This is a genomic window from Mycoplasma sp. 125 (assembly GCF_051549845.1).
Classification (GTDB): domain Bacteria; phylum Bacillota_I; class Bacilli_A; order Mycoplasmatales; family Metamycoplasmataceae; genus Metamycoplasma.
On the sequence record NZ_CP196079.1, the window covers coordinates 80,776 to 101,333 of the forward strand.

The 20,558-nt window shown below is 28.1% G+C and carries 19 protein-coding genes; 12 read left to right on the forward strand and 7 right to left on the reverse strand.

Features of this window, described 5'->3' with window-relative positions; all coding sequences use genetic code 4:
- Positions 1–4: 4 nt before the first annotated feature.
- The 7 genes from ACSH4Z_RS00325 to ACSH4Z_RS00355 form a co-directional block, all read right to left on the reverse strand.
- Positions 5–1,294, reverse strand: a complete 1,290-nt coding sequence (locus ACSH4Z_RS00325) for an endonuclease (protein WP_438340644.1) — start codon at positions 1,292–1,294, stop codon at positions 5–7.
- 202 nt (positions 1,295–1,496) lie between these two features.
- Positions 1,497–1,619, reverse strand: coding sequence for a hypothetical protein (locus tag ACSH4Z_RS00330; RefSeq protein WP_438340645.1), 123 nt, complete (start codon positions 1,617–1,619; stop codon positions 1,497–1,499).
- Positions 1,620–1,678: 59 nt separating this feature from the next.
- On the reverse strand, positions 1,679–4,477 hold the full coding sequence (locus ACSH4Z_RS00335; RefSeq protein ID WP_438340646.1) for a DNA topoisomerase (ATP-hydrolyzing): 2,799 nt from the start codon (positions 4,475–4,477) through the stop codon (positions 1,679–1,681).
- 14 nt (positions 4,478–4,491) lie between these two features.
- Positions 4,492–6,414 (reverse strand): DNA gyrase/topoisomerase IV subunit B, encoded by a 1,923-nt coding sequence (locus tag ACSH4Z_RS00340; RefSeq protein WP_438340647.1) that lies wholly within the window; start codon positions 6,412–6,414, stop codon positions 4,492–4,494.
- 69 nt (positions 6,415–6,483) lie between these two features.
- The gene (locus ACSH4Z_RS00345) at positions 6,484–6,891 is read right to left on the reverse strand and encodes a hypothetical protein (protein ID WP_438340648.1); all 408 of its coding nucleotides are present in this window, start codon (positions 6,889–6,891) and stop codon (positions 6,484–6,486) included.
- A complete protein-coding gene (gene thiI, locus ACSH4Z_RS00350; RefSeq protein ID WP_438340649.1) occupies positions 6,881–8,047 on the reverse strand; it encodes a tRNA uracil 4-sulfurtransferase ThiI in 1,167 nt (388 codons plus the stop codon). The genes ACSH4Z_RS00345 and thiI overlap by 11 nt, the downstream gene beginning before the upstream one ends.
- A gap of 1 nt (position 8,048) precedes the next feature.
- Positions 8,049–9,650, reverse strand: coding sequence for a hypothetical protein (locus tag ACSH4Z_RS00355; protein WP_438340650.1), 1,602 nt, complete (start codon positions 9,648–9,650; stop codon positions 8,049–8,051).
- 127 nt (positions 9,651–9,777) lie between these two features.
- On the opposite strand from ACSH4Z_RS00355, the gene rpmG reads away from it, so the two are divergent.
- The 12 genes from rpmG (at position 9,778) to mnmA (ending at position 20,527) form a co-directional block, all read left to right on the forward strand.
- Complete coding sequence (rpmG, locus tag ACSH4Z_RS00360) at positions 9,778–9,924, forward strand: 50S ribosomal protein L33 (protein ID WP_438340651.1); 147 nt, start codon at positions 9,778–9,780, stop codon at positions 9,922–9,924.
- 3 nt (positions 9,925–9,927) lie between these two features.
- Positions 9,928–10,218, forward strand: coding sequence for a preprotein translocase subunit SecE (gene secE / locus ACSH4Z_RS00365; protein WP_438340652.1), 291 nt, complete (start codon positions 9,928–9,930; stop codon positions 10,216–10,218).
- Between the two features lie 19 nt (positions 10,219–10,237).
- Positions 10,238–10,816 (forward strand): transcription termination/antitermination protein NusG, encoded by a 579-nt coding sequence (nusG, locus tag ACSH4Z_RS00370; protein ID WP_438340653.1) that lies wholly within the window; start codon positions 10,238–10,240, stop codon positions 10,814–10,816.
- A 31-nt stretch (positions 10,817–10,847) separates the two neighbouring features.
- Positions 10,848–11,423 carry a variable surface lipoprotein gene (locus ACSH4Z_RS00375; RefSeq protein ID WP_438340654.1) on the forward strand — a complete coding sequence of 192 codons (576 nt, stop codon included), beginning with the start codon at positions 10,848–10,850 and terminating at the stop codon, positions 11,421–11,423.
- 67 nt (positions 11,424–11,490) lie between these two features.
- Positions 11,491–12,447, forward strand: a complete 957-nt coding sequence (gene tsaE / locus ACSH4Z_RS00380) for a tRNA (adenosine(37)-N6)-threonylcarbamoyltransferase complex ATPase subunit type 1 TsaE (protein ID WP_438340655.1) — start codon at positions 11,491–11,493, stop codon at positions 12,445–12,447.
- Complete coding sequence (gene tsaD / locus ACSH4Z_RS00385; protein WP_438340656.1) at positions 12,447–13,391, forward strand: tRNA (adenosine(37)-N6)-threonylcarbamoyltransferase complex transferase subunit TsaD; 945 nt, start codon at positions 12,447–12,449, stop codon at positions 13,389–13,391. The genes tsaE and tsaD overlap by 1 nt, the downstream gene beginning before the upstream one ends.
- Position 13,392: 1 nt before the next feature.
- The gene (yihA, locus tag ACSH4Z_RS00390; RefSeq protein WP_438340657.1) at positions 13,393–13,944 is read left to right on the forward strand and encodes a ribosome biogenesis GTP-binding protein YihA/YsxC; all 552 of its coding nucleotides are present in this window, start codon (positions 13,393–13,395) and stop codon (positions 13,942–13,944) included.
- A 112-nt stretch (positions 13,945–14,056) separates the two neighbouring features.
- Entirely contained in the window at positions 14,057–16,027 is a 1,971-nt protein-coding gene (locus ACSH4Z_RS00395) for a DHH family phosphoesterase (RefSeq protein ID WP_438340658.1), read from the forward strand.
- Positions 16,008–16,445, forward strand: coding sequence for a 50S ribosomal protein L9 (gene rplI / locus ACSH4Z_RS00400; protein WP_438340659.1), 438 nt, complete (start codon positions 16,008–16,010; stop codon positions 16,443–16,445). The genes ACSH4Z_RS00395 and rplI overlap by 20 nt, the downstream gene beginning before the upstream one ends.
- Before the next feature lie 45 nt (positions 16,446–16,490).
- A complete protein-coding gene (dnaB, locus tag ACSH4Z_RS00405) occupies positions 16,491–17,903 on the forward strand; it encodes a replicative DNA helicase (RefSeq protein ID WP_438340660.1) in 1,413 nt (470 codons plus the stop codon).
- Between the two features lie 3 nt (positions 17,904–17,906).
- Positions 17,907–19,307 carry a YitT family protein gene (locus ACSH4Z_RS00410; RefSeq protein ID WP_438340661.1) on the forward strand — a complete coding sequence of 467 codons (1,401 nt, stop codon included), beginning with the start codon at positions 17,907–17,909 and terminating at the stop codon, positions 19,305–19,307.
- Between the two features lie 107 nt (positions 19,308–19,414).
- On the forward strand, positions 19,415–20,527 hold the full coding sequence (gene mnmA, locus ACSH4Z_RS00415; protein ID WP_438340662.1) for a tRNA 2-thiouridine(34) synthase MnmA: 1,113 nt from the start codon (positions 19,415–19,417) through the stop codon (positions 20,525–20,527).
- The last annotated feature ends 31 nt before the right edge of the window (positions 20,528–20,558 follow it).

Sequence of the window (20,558 nt, forward strand, 5' to 3'; positions counted from 1 at the left end):
AAGATTAATTTTTAACTAATTTTATAGCAATCCCTTTGTTTTGAAAGACGTAATTATCGTCATGTTCAAAATAGACCTTTATTAATTCAGGATAGTCAGTAAATGGGTTACGATTTCTTTGATGTTTATAAACACCATTGTTTCTATCGATATCAAATTGTGAAATTCCATCTAATTTATTTCATTTTAAATAAGTTTCTAAATATTTTTGTTTTATTTGATTTATGCCATTTTCTTCAAAAAATACTCTTTGTGCAGAGTGGTTGTTTGTAATATTTTTGTCTCTATAAGTTAACACAAAATAGAAGAAAACTCTTGCTATATCACCTTTAAATTCATCTATTACTTCAAAAACCTGCTCTCCATCTTCTTTTCCAATTCCTAACTTTGAACCATTGCTTGAAACTATTTTGCCATTTTGAGTTTCTCCATATGGTAAATTACCATGGATAGCATTGACTTTTTTATCTGACGGTCAAACATGGTGGGCATCATTTCTCATTGGCCCTTGTTTTGCAAATCAGGATTGTGCAATGATATGTTCACGATTCATACCTTGCCCCTCTTTATTTCCAATGTCACGATATTTGCCAAATTCAAAGTTGTATTTGTCTTTTCCCCCAATTATTTCCGTATATAGATCTAAAACTGTGCCATCTTTTTCATAATACTTATCAACGAATGCATCAACATAAGTATTGTGCAACTTTGCATAAGCAGCTCTACCGACACCCGTTTTGTCTCGGTTTTGTAGTTGAATCATAAAAAGTTTGTCTCTTAATTCTTGTCCACTTAATCCATTTAGTGATTCATAAAATTTATTCGAGTTATCATATTGGATGTGAAATCCATTATTTGTGGTTGGAGCAGCGCCATTTCTTGCCAAGGTGTTATTATCTTGTTCTTGTTGTCTATTATCTTTCTCTTTCTTATCGGGAGTAATAGGATTATTCTCGCTTCCTGCTTCTGATTTTTTATCATTTGGATTTGCTGAAGGACTTATTTCCCTTAGAGTTTCATTATTTAATATTTCAATTTCCTTAATTAATGAATCAAAGTTTTTAGAGTTTTCCTTGCTTTCTATAATCTCTAGCTTGTTTCATAGTTTATTTAATTTTTCATTATCTTTTATTTTAAGGATGTTTTTTAGAAGTTCTTCTTTTTTATTTAGATATTTTTTTTCATTTTCAGAAGTTTGTGTTTGCGTTGAACATGAGGACAAAATCAAAAATGTTGTTGGTAACGTTAGTGTTGTTAAATAAATCATTATGTTTTTTGAATAAGTTTTTTTCATATTAATAATTTCCTTAGAATAAATTGGTTAACATTTTAATTATAATACTATTTAATTTTTAGCGTTTTTATAATACTCTAATATGCCTTAAAAGAAGGTTAATACTTACGACATAGAACTTGTGTTATTTTATATTAATAGCAATGTTCTTAACATTAAAAAAACACACCACAGTGTGCTTAAAAGGTTACAAAATATATTATTATTGTGATTTTGCTTCAGCTTTTCTTGCTTCTCTTCTTAGGTCGCGGGCTCTTTCTTTAGCTAATTTGTGAGCTCTTTTTTCAGCTTTAACCTTATTTGCTAATCTAACGTCTTTTCTCATCGCATTTCCTTTCAATATTTGCTAATTTTATTACTTTAGAAGGATAGTTAATATTATAACTATTTTTTCTTAATTTGCTCAACTTTTTGCTCGATCAAATCAAAATCAATATCATCCATTGCTTTTATTTTTTCTTCAAGTGATAATGATTTCTTTAAATGTTCCTTATTTGATATTTTATGATTAAGTTCTTTGAAGTCATTGGCCGCATCAAAAAGGTTAATTTGATCTTCTTCATCAAAGATTTGGTTATTAATCTTTAATGAATTAGTGTAATAATTTTTTTTAAATAGTGTTGTTTCAGTTGTTTCTTCGATGCTGCTATTTTTTGTTAAATTATCTTGAAATTTCAGTTTTAGAATTTCTTTTTGCTTACTATCATCTTCAATAAGTTTGTTTATTTTTATATGCTGAATTAAGTAACCCGAATTATTTAATTCATTGCTAAATTTATTTAATTTTTCGATCTTAATTTTATCACTTTGACTGCACTTAAAATCAAGTTTTTGTGTTTCATTATTTTCATTTGTTATTAGTAATTCAAGGTTTTTAGTATTTACTTCTAGACATTTTGGAATGCAATTGATATTTTTTAAACAGTTGAATAATTTGGTCCCACGGTTTGCGCGCCCTGTATATTTTATGTCCCTCATATTTCATTGTTTATACATTCCGCCTTCAGTTATCATTGTTACTACATTTAAAGGTAAACAAGTTGTAAAAGTAGACACAAAAATTTCTTCATTTGTTTGTAATTTAGGTAATAGTTTTATGCCTTGCGCTTTGAGGGCTAGGTCAGTTGAAAAAACATTTTCATTTAATAAGAAATATGAACCATTATTAAGCAGTATAAAAATATCCTTTTCATCATTGCCAATTTTTGCATCGATTAATTCATCATCATTATTTTTAAAATTTATACAAATTCTCTTCTTGTTTAATACTTTTGAATTAAAGCTAGATATCTTTACTTTTTTAGCGAAACCATATTTTGTTATTAGTATAATGTTAGCATACGATTCATATGATGTTATTTCCATTACTCGAATAATTTTTTCATTGCTATCAAGATTCACTAATGAAGATATATGCACACCCAATTCTTTTCATGAATTATCTTTTAAAATATGTGCTTCAATGATGAAAAAATTACCCTTGTTAGTAAAGAAAATTAATTTTGAAAGAGAATTAATTTCATCATAATATTTAATTGCATCTCCTTCTTTTAGTTTATATGTAGCAAAGTCGTTAGCATTATAAATTTTTGTACTAATTTTTTTGATATAGCCTTCTTGAGAAATAAAGAAATAAAAATTTTCATTTTTAGCAAGAAGTTTATGATCAATATCTTTATTTATGCCTTCTTCTTTAATTATGGTTTTTCTATCCTGTGCATATTCAATTTTTATTTCAGTTAGTTGTTTTATTAAAAAAATATTAAATTCGTAGTTATCACTAAGTAAGGTTTTACATTGTGTAATTAAGGCTTCAAGGTTAGTTTTTTCTTGCTGAAATTCAATTTGATCCATTCTCGAAAGTTTATATAGTCTTAGCTCAGCTATGGCTGTTGCCTGAATTTCACTAAAATTAAATGCCTTTATTAGTGAAAGAATTACACCTTTTTTGGAATTATCACTTTCCTTGATTAATTTGATAACTTCATCAGAAATTTCTGCTACTCTAATAAAACCTTCAACGATTTCATGGCGTAATTTATATCTTTGAAGATCGTATTTTATTCCATTGGTATTTATTTGTTTTGAATGCTCAAGAAATGCATATAATGCTTTGTAAAGCGATAATAGGCTAGGTGCATTTTTATATATAGCAAGCATATTGTAATCATAATTAACTCTTAGTTTAGTTTTGTTCATTAGATATATCATGATTGCCTCGGCATTTGCATTTTCTTCAAGTTCAATGTATATTGATAATCCATCGCGATCAGATTGATCTCTAATTTCTTTAATTCCAGAAATTACTTTTGAAGAAATGATTGTATCAATTTCAAAAACCATTTTCGACTTAACTACACCAAAGGGAATTTCAGTAATTTCTATGCCAACAATGTTTTCTTTTTTGTCATAAACATAATTATATTTTGAGGATAGTGCAATTTTTCCTCTTCCGGTCATAAAAGCATCGTGAATTCCTTTGGTTCCGTTAATTATGCCTCCGGTCGGAAAGTCAGGGCCTTTAACATAATTCATTAATTCGCTAGTGGTGATATTTGGGTTTTTAATCATAGCAATTAAGGCATCAATTAGTTCCCCTAAATTATGGGGTGGAATTTGTGTTGCAAAGCCTGATGCAATCCCCATTGCTCCATTTACTAGCAAATTAGGAAAAAGGGTCGGTAAGACAACAGGTTCATATTCTGAATCATCAAAGTTTGGAATCATTGGCACTACTTTGCGCTCCAAATCTTTTAGCATTAGTTCTGTTATTTTTTCTAATCTTGATTCTGTGTAACGCATAGCAGCAGCAGGGTCATCATCAATGGAACCCTTATTTCCATGCATTTGCACAAGCGGATAATTGCTTTTTCATTCCTGCGCCATTCTTACCATTGCTTCATAAACAGAACTATCGCCGTGTGGGTGATATTTACCTAAAACATCCCCAACAATCCGTGCCGATTTTTTGAATGCCTCCTTGTTTCTAAGTTTTAGATTTCACATTGAATAAAGGATACGACGTTGTACTGGTTTTAAGCCATCTCTGGCATCGGGTATTGCACGCTGTTGAATAACATATTTTGAAAAACGGGCAAAACTATCGCTCATAATGTCGACCATATTCTTATCAATAATATTTTCAATTACTTGGTCATAATTATTTTTATTTTTCTTGTCCATAAGTCGTGCCTCATTTATTTTTTATTAATTTCAAATTCATCAATGCTTGAAAAGTCGATGTTATTATTGATTCAATTTTTTCTTGCCTCCGAATCATCACTCATAAAGGTAGTTATATACCTTTCTATTAATGCTTGCTGATCGATGCCTACTTTAATGATTGAACGAGTTGCAGGATTCATTGTTGTTTCTCAAAGTTGGTCAGCATTCATTTCTCCAAGCCCTTTATATCTTTGGATTTCGTAGTTTGTATATTGCGACGTTATTTTTCTTAGTTGTTCTTCGTCTCAAGCATAGAAATATTTGTTATTTGAGTTTTTAATTGTTATTTTATATAATGGGGGCAAAGCGATATATACCATTCCTAATTCAATTAGTTTTTTCATATATCTTCAGAAAAATGTTAATAAAAGCATTTGGATATGGGCTCCATCAACATCCGCATCAGTCATAATAATAATTTTTCCATATTGTGAATTCTTGGCATCGAATTCGCTACCAATTCCAGCTCCAATCGTGTTAATAATTGTTGCAAGTTCTTCATTTGCAAGGACATCAACTAACTTGGCCTTATCAGTATTCATTACAACCCCACGTAAGGGAAGAATGGCTTGAGTCATTCGATTTCTGCCCATTTTAGCTGACCCTCCGGCTGAATCACCTTCGACTAAAAAAAGTTCTTTGATTGTTTTGTTCTTTGTTTGTGCAGGAGTTAATTTGTTTGAAAGAATTTTTTTTGAATCGAGTTTATTTTTTACCTTTCTAGCTTCATTTCTAGCATTTCTTGCCGCAATTCTTCCGTCATATGTTCGCTTAATTTTCTCGATGATTTTGTCAGCTTCTTGCTTGTTTTCATTTAAAAAAAATGTAAATTTTTCACTAAAGAAATCTTCGACAGATTCCCTTGCTTCAGGCGTTCCTAATTTATCCTTAGTTTGCCCAACAAATTCAAGAATACTTTCAGGAATTTTTAGTGATACTACAGCAATTATTCCCTCTCTAACATCTAATCCATCAAAATTAATTTTTGTTTTAGAACTTGAATTTTTTGCATACCATTCATTAATTGTTTTGGTTAATGCAGATTTAAGTGCTGTTTCATGAGTTCCTCCATCCCTAGTTTTAACATTATTGACAAAGGAATATATTGATTCACTATAGTTTTCAGTATACGCTAACGATATTTCAACCTCAATATTGTTTTTTGATTTTCCTGACGCAAAGAAAATTCTACTGATAAATTTTCGGCCCTCGCCAACAAAGTTGATATATTCTTTAATTCCTTCATTGGTTTGAAAAACAACATTTTCGTTAGTATTTTCATTGATATAATTGATTTTCAAATTTGATATTAAGAAACTGGCCTCTCTTAATTTTTCTTTAACTGTTTCAGATGAAAATTTTGCTTTTTTAAATATTGAATAATTAGGTCAAAATTGAACCTTAGTTCCACGTTTTGTAGTTGGTCCTATAATTGTTGTTTTACTTGTGATTTTTTCTTGTTCAAAAGATGTGAAGTATTCTTTTTTGTCGCGATAAACGCTAACTTCAACCTTAGAACTAAGAGCATTTACTACTGAGGACCCAACGCCATGAAGTCCTCCACTAGTTTTGTATGCCCCATCGCCAAATTTACCGCCAGCATGTAATTCGGTAAATACTAGTTCAACACCACTTTTTCCTGTCTCATGTTTATTGATTGGAACACCTCTTCCGTTGTCTTCAACAATAACAGACCCATCACTTTTTAATATTACCTTAATATTATTAGCATATCCGGCTAATGCTTCATCAATAGCATTATCAAAAATTTCCCAAATTAGATGATGTAATCCGTTTGAATCAGTAGAACCAACATACATTCCAGGTCTTTTAATAACTGCCTCTAAACCCTTTAAAACTTTTAAATCTTTTGCTTCGTAATTAGTTGTACTCATGATAATTAATTATATATTTTTTGAATATTTAAATAAAAATTAAAAAATATAAAGACACAAATGAGTGTTTTATAGACGTTGGTTTTTATTGTTTTCTTCCAGTTCTTGGTTAATCATATGAATATCTACATTCATAATTTTTTCACCCAAAAAGAAAATAGCAATTTTGTTAATTGTTTTATTTTTAGTTATTTTATATATTTTTGCAAATGTGATTTTAATAATATATCTAATTAAGAAAAAACAGGTAAGTCAGCTAATAAATAGTATGCTAGTGATGGAAATTAAAACTATAAAATTATTTGATTGCATTAGAAAATGTTTTCCATTATTTAAAATAAGATAAACAATTCATGCTGTAATGAGAATGATAGGAATAATAATTGCATAAACACATAAAGCAAGAAAGAAAATGTAATTTCTTTTAAGTTTTGGATATTTTTTTAGTTTACAAAAAAAATTATTTTTATTTGTCATTTCTTAAATTAAATGTTTTTATTTCAACTTCGTTAATTATTTCATTCTCAAGTTTCTCAAGATTTTCAAGTTCTTCTTCTAATCTTTTTGCTTCCTCTCTTGTGGGTTTGGTGACCGGGAATCTTGGGGCAAAAAGTTCACATGTTTCGCAAGCTTTTTGGATCGATATTTCCATTGTGTTAATGGCTTTGGCAATTGTTATTGTTTCATTTTTATCGAAGCTTAATAATGGTCTAAAAATAGGCAAATCACAAACCTCTGATATTGCGTGGATTGATTCTAATGTTTGCGAAGCAACTTGTGCTAAATTTTCACCATTCGAAATTGCTTTTATATTATATTTTTTGGCTATTTTTTGTGCAATACGATAGAAACTGCGGCGCATTAGTGTTATTTTATATTTTTGATTTGATACAAGACCTATATAATTCATTAATTTTGTGTAATTAATTTGAAAAAGAGTAGAAGATCCTTGAAATTTGGTTAATGTTTTGATAATTTGTTCGATTTTCATAGTCGTTTTTTCATCGGTATGAGGGGGTGTAATGAAGTTTAAAAATTCAATCTTTAATCCCCTTTTTTGCAATAAATGTGCAGCAACAGGAGAATCGATTCCGCCACTTATTAAATGTAAAACACGTCCTGATGAACACACTGGCATTCCACCAAGGGCATAAATGTAATCGCTAAAAATATATGTAAATTTGTCTCTTATTTCAATATATATGGATAAATCAGGATTGCTAAGGTTTACAACTTTATTTTTAAAATTATTTAATATAAAACCGCCAAAGTGCATATTGATTTCCGATGAAGTTAAATGATAATTTTTATTATGTCTTCTGGCATTTATAGCAAAAGAGTTGAATGATTTTTTCGAGGCTAGTTCAAATACTTTTTTTTCAATATCTTCAATATTGGTTGATGTCTTATGAACTATTGAATAAGATGAAATTCCAAAAATAAATTTTAGGGATTTTAAATTTTGCTCTGAATACTTACAAAAAGCTCTGTCGTATTCCATTCTTAACTCATTTTTAGGTATATATAGTTCAATATTTTTTCTTAATTGATTAATGAAATCCTTTTTATTTTCACCTTTTAGTGTTAATTCTCCGTATCTAATTAATATTTCCATTTCTTGATTAGCACACATTTTATTTCTCCTTTGACTTATTAATTAATTTTAGCGATTTATTAATTATTTCATCATATTTATTCTGATATATTAAGTTAATTAATTCAATATTTTTTTCTTGAAATTTATTTTTTGTTAGCAAGTTAAAATTATCGATTAGATGCCTTGCAACCAAATATTTTATGTTAATCACAATAATTTTTTTTTGAATGACTTGATTTATTAAGTTTAGTTCATATTCGTCATTTATATTTTGCTTTTCTAGCAATGATTCAAATTTATTTTTATAATAAATTATTTCCTCATTTAATGGTATTTTAAAGTCATGTAGTCCAAATGTCTCAATTAACATATTGGTCATTTTATCCTTGAAAGTGGTCTTATCTTTTTTGTTTCAATTATTTTTAAATTGTCTTTGAAAAAACGGGATTTTACACATTTTTTTTAGAATATTATTTAGATTATTTAATCTTTCAAAATATGAAATATTGCTTGAATTTTTTTTATTTTTTGATTTAAAATACGCCAGATTTTGGTAATAAAATTCATAAAAATTATTTATTAATAATTTATATTTTGCGTTTTGGCGGTCTGATTTAAGATTTTTTCAATGTTGTATATCAAAAAGATCAATTATTTTGCTTATAAGCTCAGAATTTGATTTTAATATTTCAAAACTATCTATTTCTTTTTTGATTTCAATATATTTGTAAATTATTTTTTTTGAAAGGTTTTCAAGTTTTGTTTTGAATGTTACAATTCAATCAAAAAAATTAGTTTTATGAATTTTAATTTTAATTTCTTCAATCACACTTCTAGTTTCATTAATGAAAGAATTTAGCATTTGCCAATTTAAAAAAAATTGGTGAAAAGATGAATATTTGGTGACAATGTCCTCAATAAATTTAAATGGAATTTCAATATTATTTTCAATATATGAATATAGTGTTAAACCATTTTTTATAAAGAACAAAAAATCATTTAATATTTTTTTGATATTTTTTGAATTGGTTAAAAAATGATTATTCCAACCTTTATATAGTTGAAGCTTACTACTATATTCGACAATATTTTTTATTTCATTGTATTTTTTATTAAATTCAATTGAAAAATCTTGCAAGAAAAGGTTGTTTTTATTGTTATCAATACATTTATTTATATTTAAGAAGACGGATTTTAAATTATTTGAAAAGATGAGAAATTTTGAGATATTTTGACTTTCAAGAAAAATAAAATCTTTATTTTCTTTTATTGTTTCTTTTATTGTTTTTCATTCGACAATTGCTTTATTAAAAATTTTTTTAAATTCAGGACTTTTCGATTTTTTTTCTTGTATGTTTCTTATGCTATTAATCATATGCAATTCATTAAGAAAAAAAGTTATCTTTGATAGTGAAAATTCAATAATATTTATTACATTAGCAGTTATTTTTTCTTGGTATGTGCATTTATTGTTTTTATCTGTAAATTCATGAAATTGATTATTAATTTTTTTAATTTTTTTTAAATTTTGGTTTATGTATTCAATCTTTTTTTGAAGTTTCTTGATTTTAAATTCCTTTTTTAAAGATCGAATAATGAAGGTGATAATAATAGGTATTATCCAAATTACATTTAACAAAAAATACAAATAATTGTGTACCATAGTAAGTAAAATTATATTTTATATATCTTATTTATTGTTCACAATATATCTAACTCTAGTTTTATTTGAAAAAAATGTAAAAAAATAATATAATTTTCCTTATATGAGAAAGCAAAAGAAAGTGTCACTATCTTGTCAGGAATGCTTGCATAAAAATTATTCTGTTAATAAAAGTAATGAAAAAAGACTAGAGATTAAGAAATTTTGTAAATATTGCAATATTCAAACAATTCATAAAGAGGAAAAATAAGGTATGCTAGAAAAAACAAAGATGAGTCCTGAAGAAAAAAAAGAGATTAAAGATAGAGTAAGAAGAGAGAAAGCTCTTTTAAAGGAAAGAAAAAAGGATGAAGCTAAGGCAACGAAACTTTACACTTTTAGAAATTTAGTAAGGGAAATTAAGAGAGTTGCGTGGCCAAGTAATTTCAAGTCTTGAAAATGGTTTGGAATTACTATTGCCTTTGTGTTAATCATGGCTATATTTTGCTTTGTTATAACTTTAATTTTTACCGGTTTATGAAATGTAGTGGGTATTAGAACATAATATTTTTTAAGGAGAAAAAATGTATTCAGATTGTAAGTGATATATGATATCAACTGTTTCAGGCAAGGAAGATAACGTTGTTGAAGCATTGAAAAACAAAATTAGTTCTCAAAAAATGGAAGATTTCTTTAAGGATATTAGAATTTTTAAGATGCCCCATTTGTCTAGCAAAGAATTGCAAAAGAAAAGCAGGGGTGAGGAATACAACATTAAGTATGTAAATATTTATAAAGGTTATATTTTTCTTAATATGATAATGACTGATGAATCCTGGTATTTAGTTCGTAATACACAATACGTTACTGGTTTGATTGGATCTTCTGGAAAAGGTGCAAAACCAACGCCAATCAGTGAAAACACCTTTGAAAAAATGGTTGAAAAAGAAAGGATTCTCATTGAGAAATTTGAAGCGGGAGATATTGAAACAGCATTCAAAGAGGGGATTATTGTTAAAATTAAGAGTGGTATATTCAAGGGCGAAGTTGGCGAAATTATTAGAAATGATGACATTGAACAAAAAGCATTTGTAAATATTGAACAATTTGGAAGAAAGGTGCCAACGGAATTCTCGCATAATGACCTTGAGATTTGCTCTTAGTTATTTATGGTATTTATTTTAGAGGAGAATTATGAATAAAATAACAAAAACGTTAATTAGTATTGGTTCGATTTCTGCTTTGACTCTCCCATTAATTGCCATTTCATGTACTAACTATAAAGCAGAATTAGAAAGAGAAGTTTCCCTTGCTAAGCAACAATTATCTAATATTGAATTTGCTGATGATTATGAGGACAAATTAAGAAAAGAAATTATTGACGCTGAAAATATATTAAAAAATAATAGCAGTAAAAATATCGATTATCAGAAGGCACTTAGTGATTTTATTGAAAATACAAATAAAATTCTTAATGATAATAAAACAACAACTGAAAAATATAGTAATAACCAAAGAGATGTATTTATTTTTTTAAATACATTAAAGCAATATGCACATGAACAGTTGTCAGATAAAAAATATGATGAATTGAAAATTGAGTTAGTTAAACAATACAGCGCAAAAGAAGAAGAAATTAAGAAAATAAATTCAGTTTTATTTAATGATAATGCTAAAGCCAAATTAATACAAGAACTAAATAAAATTCTTGATGACATTAAAACTAAAAAAGCTGAAGTTGACAAAAAAGCCAGTGCTAAATTATTTTAAAAAAGAAGAATCATAAAATATTTGAATCTTCTTTTTTGTTTTTATATAAGGAGATTATTTTAAAAAAATGAAGGAATTTTGGTTTAAAGAAGGCGAAAAGCTAGATGAATTAGTTAATTATCTTCTGTCATTTAAAAAAATAGAAGCTATATTATTAGACGGGGAATTAGGCGCAGGGAAGACAACATTAACTGGGCAAATAGCCAAAAAATTAGGTGAATCTAAGGCTGTGGTTTCCCCAACATTTAATACTATAATATGCTATGATAAAATGGTACATATTGATGCGTATAAATTAGTTGGTGATTTATTCCCATATGAAGAATATTTTGAAGATAAAATTGTTGTTATTGAATGGTCAAAAAACATTATACATAATTTTAAATATTATTTTAATATTGAGGTCAGTCTTCATGAAAGGGATGGTCAAATTTTTCATTTATTTAAAATAACTAAGCAAACTTGTTATCAAGGCTTATTCATTGAAACTTCTTTGCCAGATTTTTGCATAGCTTTAACTGAAAATGGTAATGTAATTGACCATATATTAATTGAAAAACTAATTAAAAAAACTGATAAATTCTTTGAATCAATAGATGAGTTATTAGGAAGAAATAATACAAAGTTGAATTATCTAGATAATCTTTACATAACAAATGGACCCGGAAGTTTTACCGGAACACGCCTAGCCTTTGTTTTTGCATCTACTAATAAACTTCTTCAAAATGTAATCGCAAAAAATGATATAAAAGTTTTTATTGCGCCAACATATGATTTGTTTTTTAAACAACTAAATTTGGACGTTATTTACATAAAAGCTAATAGGTATAAGGCATATGAAGTAATTAAAACTAATTTAGGAATAACTATAAATTTAGTTGATAGTATAAATTCAGTAATAGATTTTAATTACCAAAATTTCTTTAAAAATTTTAGTAAATATGTTGATTTATTTAGAGAATCAAATGACATCTTAAAAGAGGAATTAATTTATGCTTCTGATCCTCAAATTGGAGGTGTTTAATGAAAATTTTTGCTATCGAGAGCTCTCATGATGATACCTCTTTTGCTATTTTGGAAGATAATAAGCCTGTTTGAATGAAAACTATATCTCAAACAGAAATTCATAAAAAATATGGTGGAACCATTCCAGAAATTGCTTCGAGATTGCATGTTAGAAATATTGCATTATTAATTGAAGAATTTAAGAATATCGTTGTTAATAACAAGGAGATTTGCAAGAATATTGATTATATTGCCTATACTAAGGAACCGGGATTGGTAGGATCGTTGCAAATAGGTTTTATTGTTGCACAAACAATGTCCAGAATATATCAAATACCAGCAATTGGGTTAAATCACTTAGAAGGCCATTTTTATTCAGCTTTTATATCGAAAGAATTAGAATTTCCTGCCTTATGCTTATTGGTTTCAGGTGGACATTCGCAATTGATGTTATATACTGATTCTAATAGTTTTGAGATAGTCGGTGAAACTTTGGACGATGCCGTTGGTGAGGTTTATGATAAGATTGCTAGAAAACTATCATTAGGTTTTCCGGGTGGACCGATTATTGATAATATTTGAATTAATAATAAAGAGAAATATAAAAATAAATTTTCAATTCCACATACATTAAATGAATTAGATTTTTCATTTAGTGGAATCAAAACAGCCGTTATAAATCATTTTAATAGTCTAATAAATAGAAACGAAGAAATTAATATTAATAAGATTGCTTGTGAATTCCAAAATACGATAATTGCCTACCTTAAAATTAATTTAGAAAAGGCAATTAAAAAGTATGGACCAAAATGCATTACTTTAGCAGGAGGAGTAAGTGCTAATAAAGGAATTAGAGAAATGGTGTTAACTCTTCACAACAATGTTTATCTACCATTAATGGAGTATACAACCGATAATGCAATGATGATTGCTAGACTAGCTTATGAAAAGGTAAAAAAATAATATGTGAAAATTTATAAAAAGTTCAACTTCACAGGAAAATTGATTAGATTTTACCAGTTATGAGATTGTTTTTTGAGGACGCTCAAATGTAGGAAAGTCTTCGTTAATTAATGCTCTAGCTAATAATAAATTGGCAAAAACTTCTTCAAGTCCAGGACGTACAAGATTAATAAATTATTTTGAAACTAATAATAAAAAGATTGTGGTTGATTTGCCTGGCTATGGTTATGCTAGTATGTCTAAAAAAGAACAGCAGAAAGTTAGCGGAATAATAGATTATTATTTTCGCAACAGCCCAAATGATAAGATAGTTTGTTTCTTAATTGATGCCAAGATAGGGTTTATGCCGATAGATTTGGAAATGATTGAGTATATTAATAATTTAAAAATACCATTTAATATTATTATTACTAAAATTGATAAGGCTAACCAATCACAAAGGCATAGAGTAAAAACCCAGGCACTAACATTTAAAAAAGAAGTAAATATTTTTATAGTATCATCAGAAAAAAAAGTAGGGTTGCAAGACATTATCAAACATTTTGATTTTTAGTATTTAAATATGTTGCTTTCCAAGAATTTAAAATTACTAAAAATTAAATAATCTATGTTTAATTTAGTGTGCATTGGTCCATTTTTATATCAATTTTTGTATAATTTTACATATGAAAAACAAAGAAGACAAAAAAAGATTACTCATTTTAATAATTCAAGTATTTACTTTATTTATAGTACCAATGATTCTTTTGTTTGTAGGATTATTCCATTTACCTAATAATTGAAGAGTTCCTATTATTGTTATTTATTCGCTTTTAGTATTGGGCCTTGGAGTTTTTATATTTTTCATCATAAGAAGATATTTAAAAGAATCATCAATTGCAAATCAAACCCTAAATCAGTTCATTCAAAATGAAATAAGTGATCAAGGGATTGGTACTATTATTTTTTTAAATAATGGAAGGATTATATGAGCTTCAAACTTTGTTATTAACAAATTTGGTAAGTCGATAGTCGGAAAAAATATAAAAACTGTTTTTAATATTGAAGAATGAGATGGGAATAATAATAACTTTGTTTTTAAAAAAGATGACTATGAGTACGATGTTCAGGTTATTTTTGAAAAAAATATTGTTCAGATTAAAGATATAACTATTCAAACAGCTTTATTAAATGATTATAAGATGCAACGTGTTGTTTTTGGCGAATTTCATATTGACAATATGAATTTATACCAAGTATCCTTATCACAAGAAGATCTTTATGCTATATATTCAAGTTTTGGGTCCTTGTTTGATGATATTTCTAAAAGTTATAATATTATTTACCGGCAATATGAGAATGGGCGTTTCTTTGTTTTAACTAATCAAGAAACTCTTGAGCAACTAGAAAAAACCAACTTTGAGGCATTTAATCAACTTAAAAATAAGAGTCTGCATAAAGGTATATCCTTGACATTGTCTGGTGGGTTTTCATATGGTTTATTCAAGCTGGAAACACTTGATAAATTAGCCAAAGAGGCATTATTACAATCCAAAACCCGTGGTGGAGACCAAATAACTGTTTTAACAAAAAATGAACATCCAAGATATTATGGAACTAGCTCAGAAATAAACATCAATATGTCTCGTACTAATGTTAGCTATATTTCTAAGGTTTTGATTGCAAAATTAAAGTCTAAGAATATTAACAAAGTTATAATTTATGGTCATAAGAACGCCGATCTTGACGCGCTGGGTTCTGCGTGGGGTATTCATAAATTAGCAAGAGCTTATGAAAAAGAAACATTTATTCAAAACAAGACATTCGATGAAACCACGCAACGCGTTTATGATCATATGAGTCCATTAGACAAGCAAATCTTTATATCGCCAAAGGAAGCGACATTATTAAATGATAAAAAAACACTTGTAGTAATTTGTGATGTTGCTGATGAAACAAGAATTGAAAATCCCAACGCATTTAAAGGTATTGAAAAGGATAATATAATCATTATTGATCATCATCGAATCGGGGCAAACCCATTATATGCTTTTAGAGAAAATACTTATATTGACTCATCAGCATCATCAGCCTCAGAAATTGTTAGTGAAATAATTGCTATTTCAAATAATGGTGACAAGATGGATGAGATCACAGCACAATATTTGTTAAATGGCATTTATCTTGACACTAATAATTTTCAAAAACAAACAAGTTCCAAGACTTTTTCAGCAGCTGCCTTATTAGAGATATGAGGCGCTAAGATCCAAATTTCAGTTAATACTTTAAAATTAGATATAGAAACCTTCAAACAAGTTTTAGAACTTCTTGAAAACTTGCAGGAGGTTAAACCTGGATATTTCATTGCTTATAAGAATATTCTTGTTTCCCCTGATGTAATTTCAATTGCTGCCGATGAAATCCTAAGAGTTAATGGAAGAAAAGCAGCCTTTGTTATTGGCAAATTAGCTGGGACTAAAAAATGTAAGATGTCAGCCAGAGGAATTGATACTAATGTTCAATTAATTGCAGAAGCAGTTAACGGTGGAGGACATTATGGCACGGCAGCAGCTGAAAGTGATGAAAATATCGAACTTTTTGTTGATAACTTAATACAAGCGATAGTGAGTGTAAAAAATGAAAGTAATAATAATTAAACAATATGATAAATATAAAGCAAATGAAATTGTTGAAATCAATGATGGGTTTGCAAAAAATTTCTTAATAAAGAATGGTTATGCTCAACCAGTGAATAAGCAAACTCTAGCTAATTTAGAAAGAGTTAAACAAAACATTGCCGAAGATCATGCAAGGGAAGTTGAAAAAGCGATTGTTTTAAAAGAGCAAATTGAAAAAATAACTTTAAACTTTTTCTTAAAATCGAACGGAAATATTGTTCACGGTTCGATAACCAACAAGGCTATTGAAAAAGAATTAATAAAACATAATATTAAAATTAGTGCTCATGCCTTAAATAAAGATTCTTATAACACCTTCGGAAAACATTATATTAATGTAAAGCTTCACCCGGAAGTTAATGCAATTTTATTAATTCAAATATTCGAAGAAAAATAATTTTATAACATAAAAAAACAATAAAATGAAGGGAGCAAAATGAGCATGCAAACATTAAACCCAAGAGAAACTGCTATTGCTAATAACGAAGCCTCCTTATTGGGATTAATTTTATCTGAACCTGAAACATATTTGAAAATTGCTGTTTTAATAAGGCCAGAAATGTTTCACTTTAAGAGTCATCAAATATTATATTCTGCTATTGTTGAAGTGCATAACTCTACTGAGCATTTTGACCTTTCTAATTTATTGGTTTACTTAGAGCAAAAAAAGCAGTTTGATTTAGTTGGTTCATTTTATATGAATACTCCTGAATATATTGGCTATTTGGTTCAAAATGCTGGTTTCTTGAGTGAAATTGAAATATATGTAAAAAACATAATCGATCAATATAAAATCGATAAACTTAATGAATTAATAGTTGATATTAAAAATACTATTGATAATAAAACCTTTAATGTGTCGGACCTTTTATCACATATTCAATTATCCTTGATCAATATTGATATATCAGAAATTAATTCCTCATTTGAAAAAATTGGCGATGTTGCAAACAATATAATGCAACAAATTTTGCGCAAGGAGGATAGTGATATTGGAATAGGATTGCAACTCGGTTTTCCAGAATTAGATGAATGCTTGCTTGGTTTAAATAGTGGGGATTTAACTATTATTGGCGCTAGACCGGCTATGGGTAAAACGGCCTTTGCTTTGAATATTGCTAATAATGTAGCTAAACAAGGAAAAAACGTTTTATTTTTTAGCCTTGAAATGTCCAATCCACAATTAGTCCAGCGGATGATTTCTATAGATTCAACTGTCCCTATTTACAAACTTAAAACCAAAGAATTAAGTATTGATGATCAAAGAAATTTATCTCATACTGTCGAAAACATGTTTGAGTGAAATATTGTATTAAATGATCTTGCTACTTTAAATATTTCGGATATTATTACCTTATCAAAAAGATACGCCCGAAATGCTAAGGTTGATCTTGTTATTATAGATTACCTACAACTTATTGGAGACAATTCAAAAAGGTCGCAAGAAAATAGACAACTTGAAGTGGCCAAGATTTCACGTTCATTAAAGCAACTTGGTCGGGAATTAGCATGCCCTATTATTGCCTTAAGTCAATTAAGCCGTAGCGTTGAAAAACGTGAAGACAAAACCCCTATAATTTCTGATTTAAGAGAATCTGGAGGTATTGAGCAAGATGCCGATAGAGTTATCTTTTTACATCGCGATGACTATTATCGAAACAAAAAAAATGATCAAAATGCTAATAACGAACAAAAGGAAATGTTTTCGACAACAAACGTTATTGTTGCCAAAAACCGTCACGGATCAACTAAAACTATTCAATTAGGGTTTTATCCTGACTTTAATAAATTTGTCTATGTCTTAAAGGAACACGGCAACAACAAACATCAAATTTTCAAAGAAAAGGAGGATTAAATCATGGATAAAAAACAAAAAAACTTAGATAAAAAAATTCAAAAAACGAAGCTCTCCGTTGAGCAAAAAAAAGCTCTATATGATGAAAAAATGGCTATCTTAAACCCACAACAAGTAACCATTTTTAATATATGGAAAAAATATCCTAAAAAAGTTATTTGAATGTTATTGAGTGCTTTTTTATACAATATAGCAATTACTGTTTTTCTTAGAAAGGCAGCAACTATTGCTTCGGGCACATCATCACTTTCTCAAATTATTACTTTTACTGCTCCTGCTACTGCACAATTCTATGGTTTATTTTATGTATTAGTTAATTTACCATTAATGTTTGTTTTCTGAAGAATGAACCCGAGAATGTTTATGGTTTTAACATACTATTGAATGCTATTTCAGGTTATTGTTCAATTAATATATATAGAATATGACGGTCGTGGATCAAATCCAATTGTTAACTTTATTAATCAAAAAATTTCATTCTATAATCCGGTTGGCGAGAATAATTTCTATTGAGCTCCTTTCGGAATTGATACGAGAGTAGTTTCAAAACTATATAACAACGAACAAAGTAAAGAAATATTAAAAGTTCTTCAAGGCGAAAATTTAACAATTGAATTTGATAAAGGCGCTAAGGAAGTTATTACTTATTTTCAAAATCAATACGCTCCAAAAGACTTGAATTTGATAGTTAAAAATATTACTGATTCTGCATTAGTTGAACAATTTAAAATAGGAAAAGTATCACTCTTAGGTTCAATACCTTTATTATTAAAAGATACTAAAATTTATGGTGTTTATGATGGACAAAATTGGCCGGTTCTTGTCTATGCCATTATGGGTGGTGCTTCAGAAGGATTTGCTTCTATAGTTGCATGAAGACAAAAAGGTTCTATTGGAGGAACATCAGTTATTTCTAACTTTATTGCATATAAAAATAAAAAACCAGTTGGTAATGTATTCTTAATGGTAGCAATTTGCTTTTCATCTTCATCAACGATTATCATTGGTTCGTTAGAATTTAGCGGCAATATTACAGGGCATGTTTGAAATTCGGGCTTATTCTTAGTAAGAATTTTAGGTACTATTTCATATTTATTAGTATTTTCGACACTTGTTAATAAGTTTTATCCTAAATATAAGAAAGTTAAAATTGAGATATATACAAGATATCCTGAAATTGTTGCTGAACAATTTAAAAAGATTGGTTATGCTCACTCATTTAATATCTTTAATGGCGTTGGTGGATTTAGCCATGAGGAATTTGGCAAAATTGAAACTGTCGCTTTATTTTTAGAAAAAGATATTATTATGGAACAAGTTAAGAAAGTAGATAAGTCTGCGTGAATAACTACCTCAAATATTCATAATATATCCGGTGTGTTTGATACATCATTTGTTGATTAAGAGTCTATATAGAGACTCTTTTTAATTTTTTATAATACTAGTTTCGTATAAAATAAATTTTTATTTCGTTAAAAACTTTATAATTTAATATATTTTATTGGAGTAAAATGAGCAAAAAAGTAATTTTAGGAATGAGTGGCGGAGTTGATTCTAGTGTGTGCGCATACCTACTTTTAAAACAAGGATATGAAGTTGAAGGTTTGTTTATGCGAAATTGAGATTCATTTTTAAATAATGATTTCTTAGGCAATGAAGACATTTCACAAAATATTTGTCCACAAGAACAAGATTATCAAGATGCAAAGGATGTTGCAAATCAGCTAAATATTAAGCTACACCGTGTGGATTTTGTTAAGGAATATTGAGACAATGTTTTTAAATACCTAATTAATGAATATGAAATTGGCCGCACACCAAATCCTGATATTTTTTGTAATAAATTTATAAAGTTTAAAGCTTTTTCGGATTATGCATTTAATGAATTAAAAGCCGATTATATTGCTATGGGTCATTATGCATACACTAATGATGGGGAATTATTTCGGGCCTTTGATCAGACTAAGGATCAATCGTATTTCTTGGCTCAATTAAACAATGAACAACTAAAAAAGGTTATTTTTCCTCTAGCTAATATAACAAAAAATGAAGTAAGAACAATTGCTAAGAAGCTAAACTTAAAAACTGCCTTTAAAAAAGATTCAACAGGCATTTGTTTTATTGGCGAAAGAAGATTCACAAAATTTCTTGAAAATTATATTCCTGCTCAACCAGGTGACATAATTGATATTGCCACAAGCAATAAGGTTGGGGAACATATCGGCGCAATGTATTATACAATTGGTCAACGCAAGGGTTTAAATCTCGGTGGATTTAAGAAACCTTATTTTGTTGTTGGACATAATATTAAAAAAAGAATTATTTATGTTGCCAATGAGGACCATAAAGAATATTTGTTATCCGATAAGATTATTGCCAAAGATTGAAATTTAATTGCTAAAACATATAATCAGGAAAACCTGTCGGCCAAATTTAGATATCGTCAAGAAGATATCAAATGTAAGATTCAACTTTTAGACAATAATGAAATTGCGGTCATGTACAATGAAACAGAAGCTATAACCCCAGGACAACAAGTTGTAATTTATGATGGTCAAAAAGTTGTAGGGGCAGCAATCATTGATAGAATTTTTTATAAACAAAAACAAAAGAATTTTTTATAAATCAAATAATGATATAAAACAAGGAGAAAAA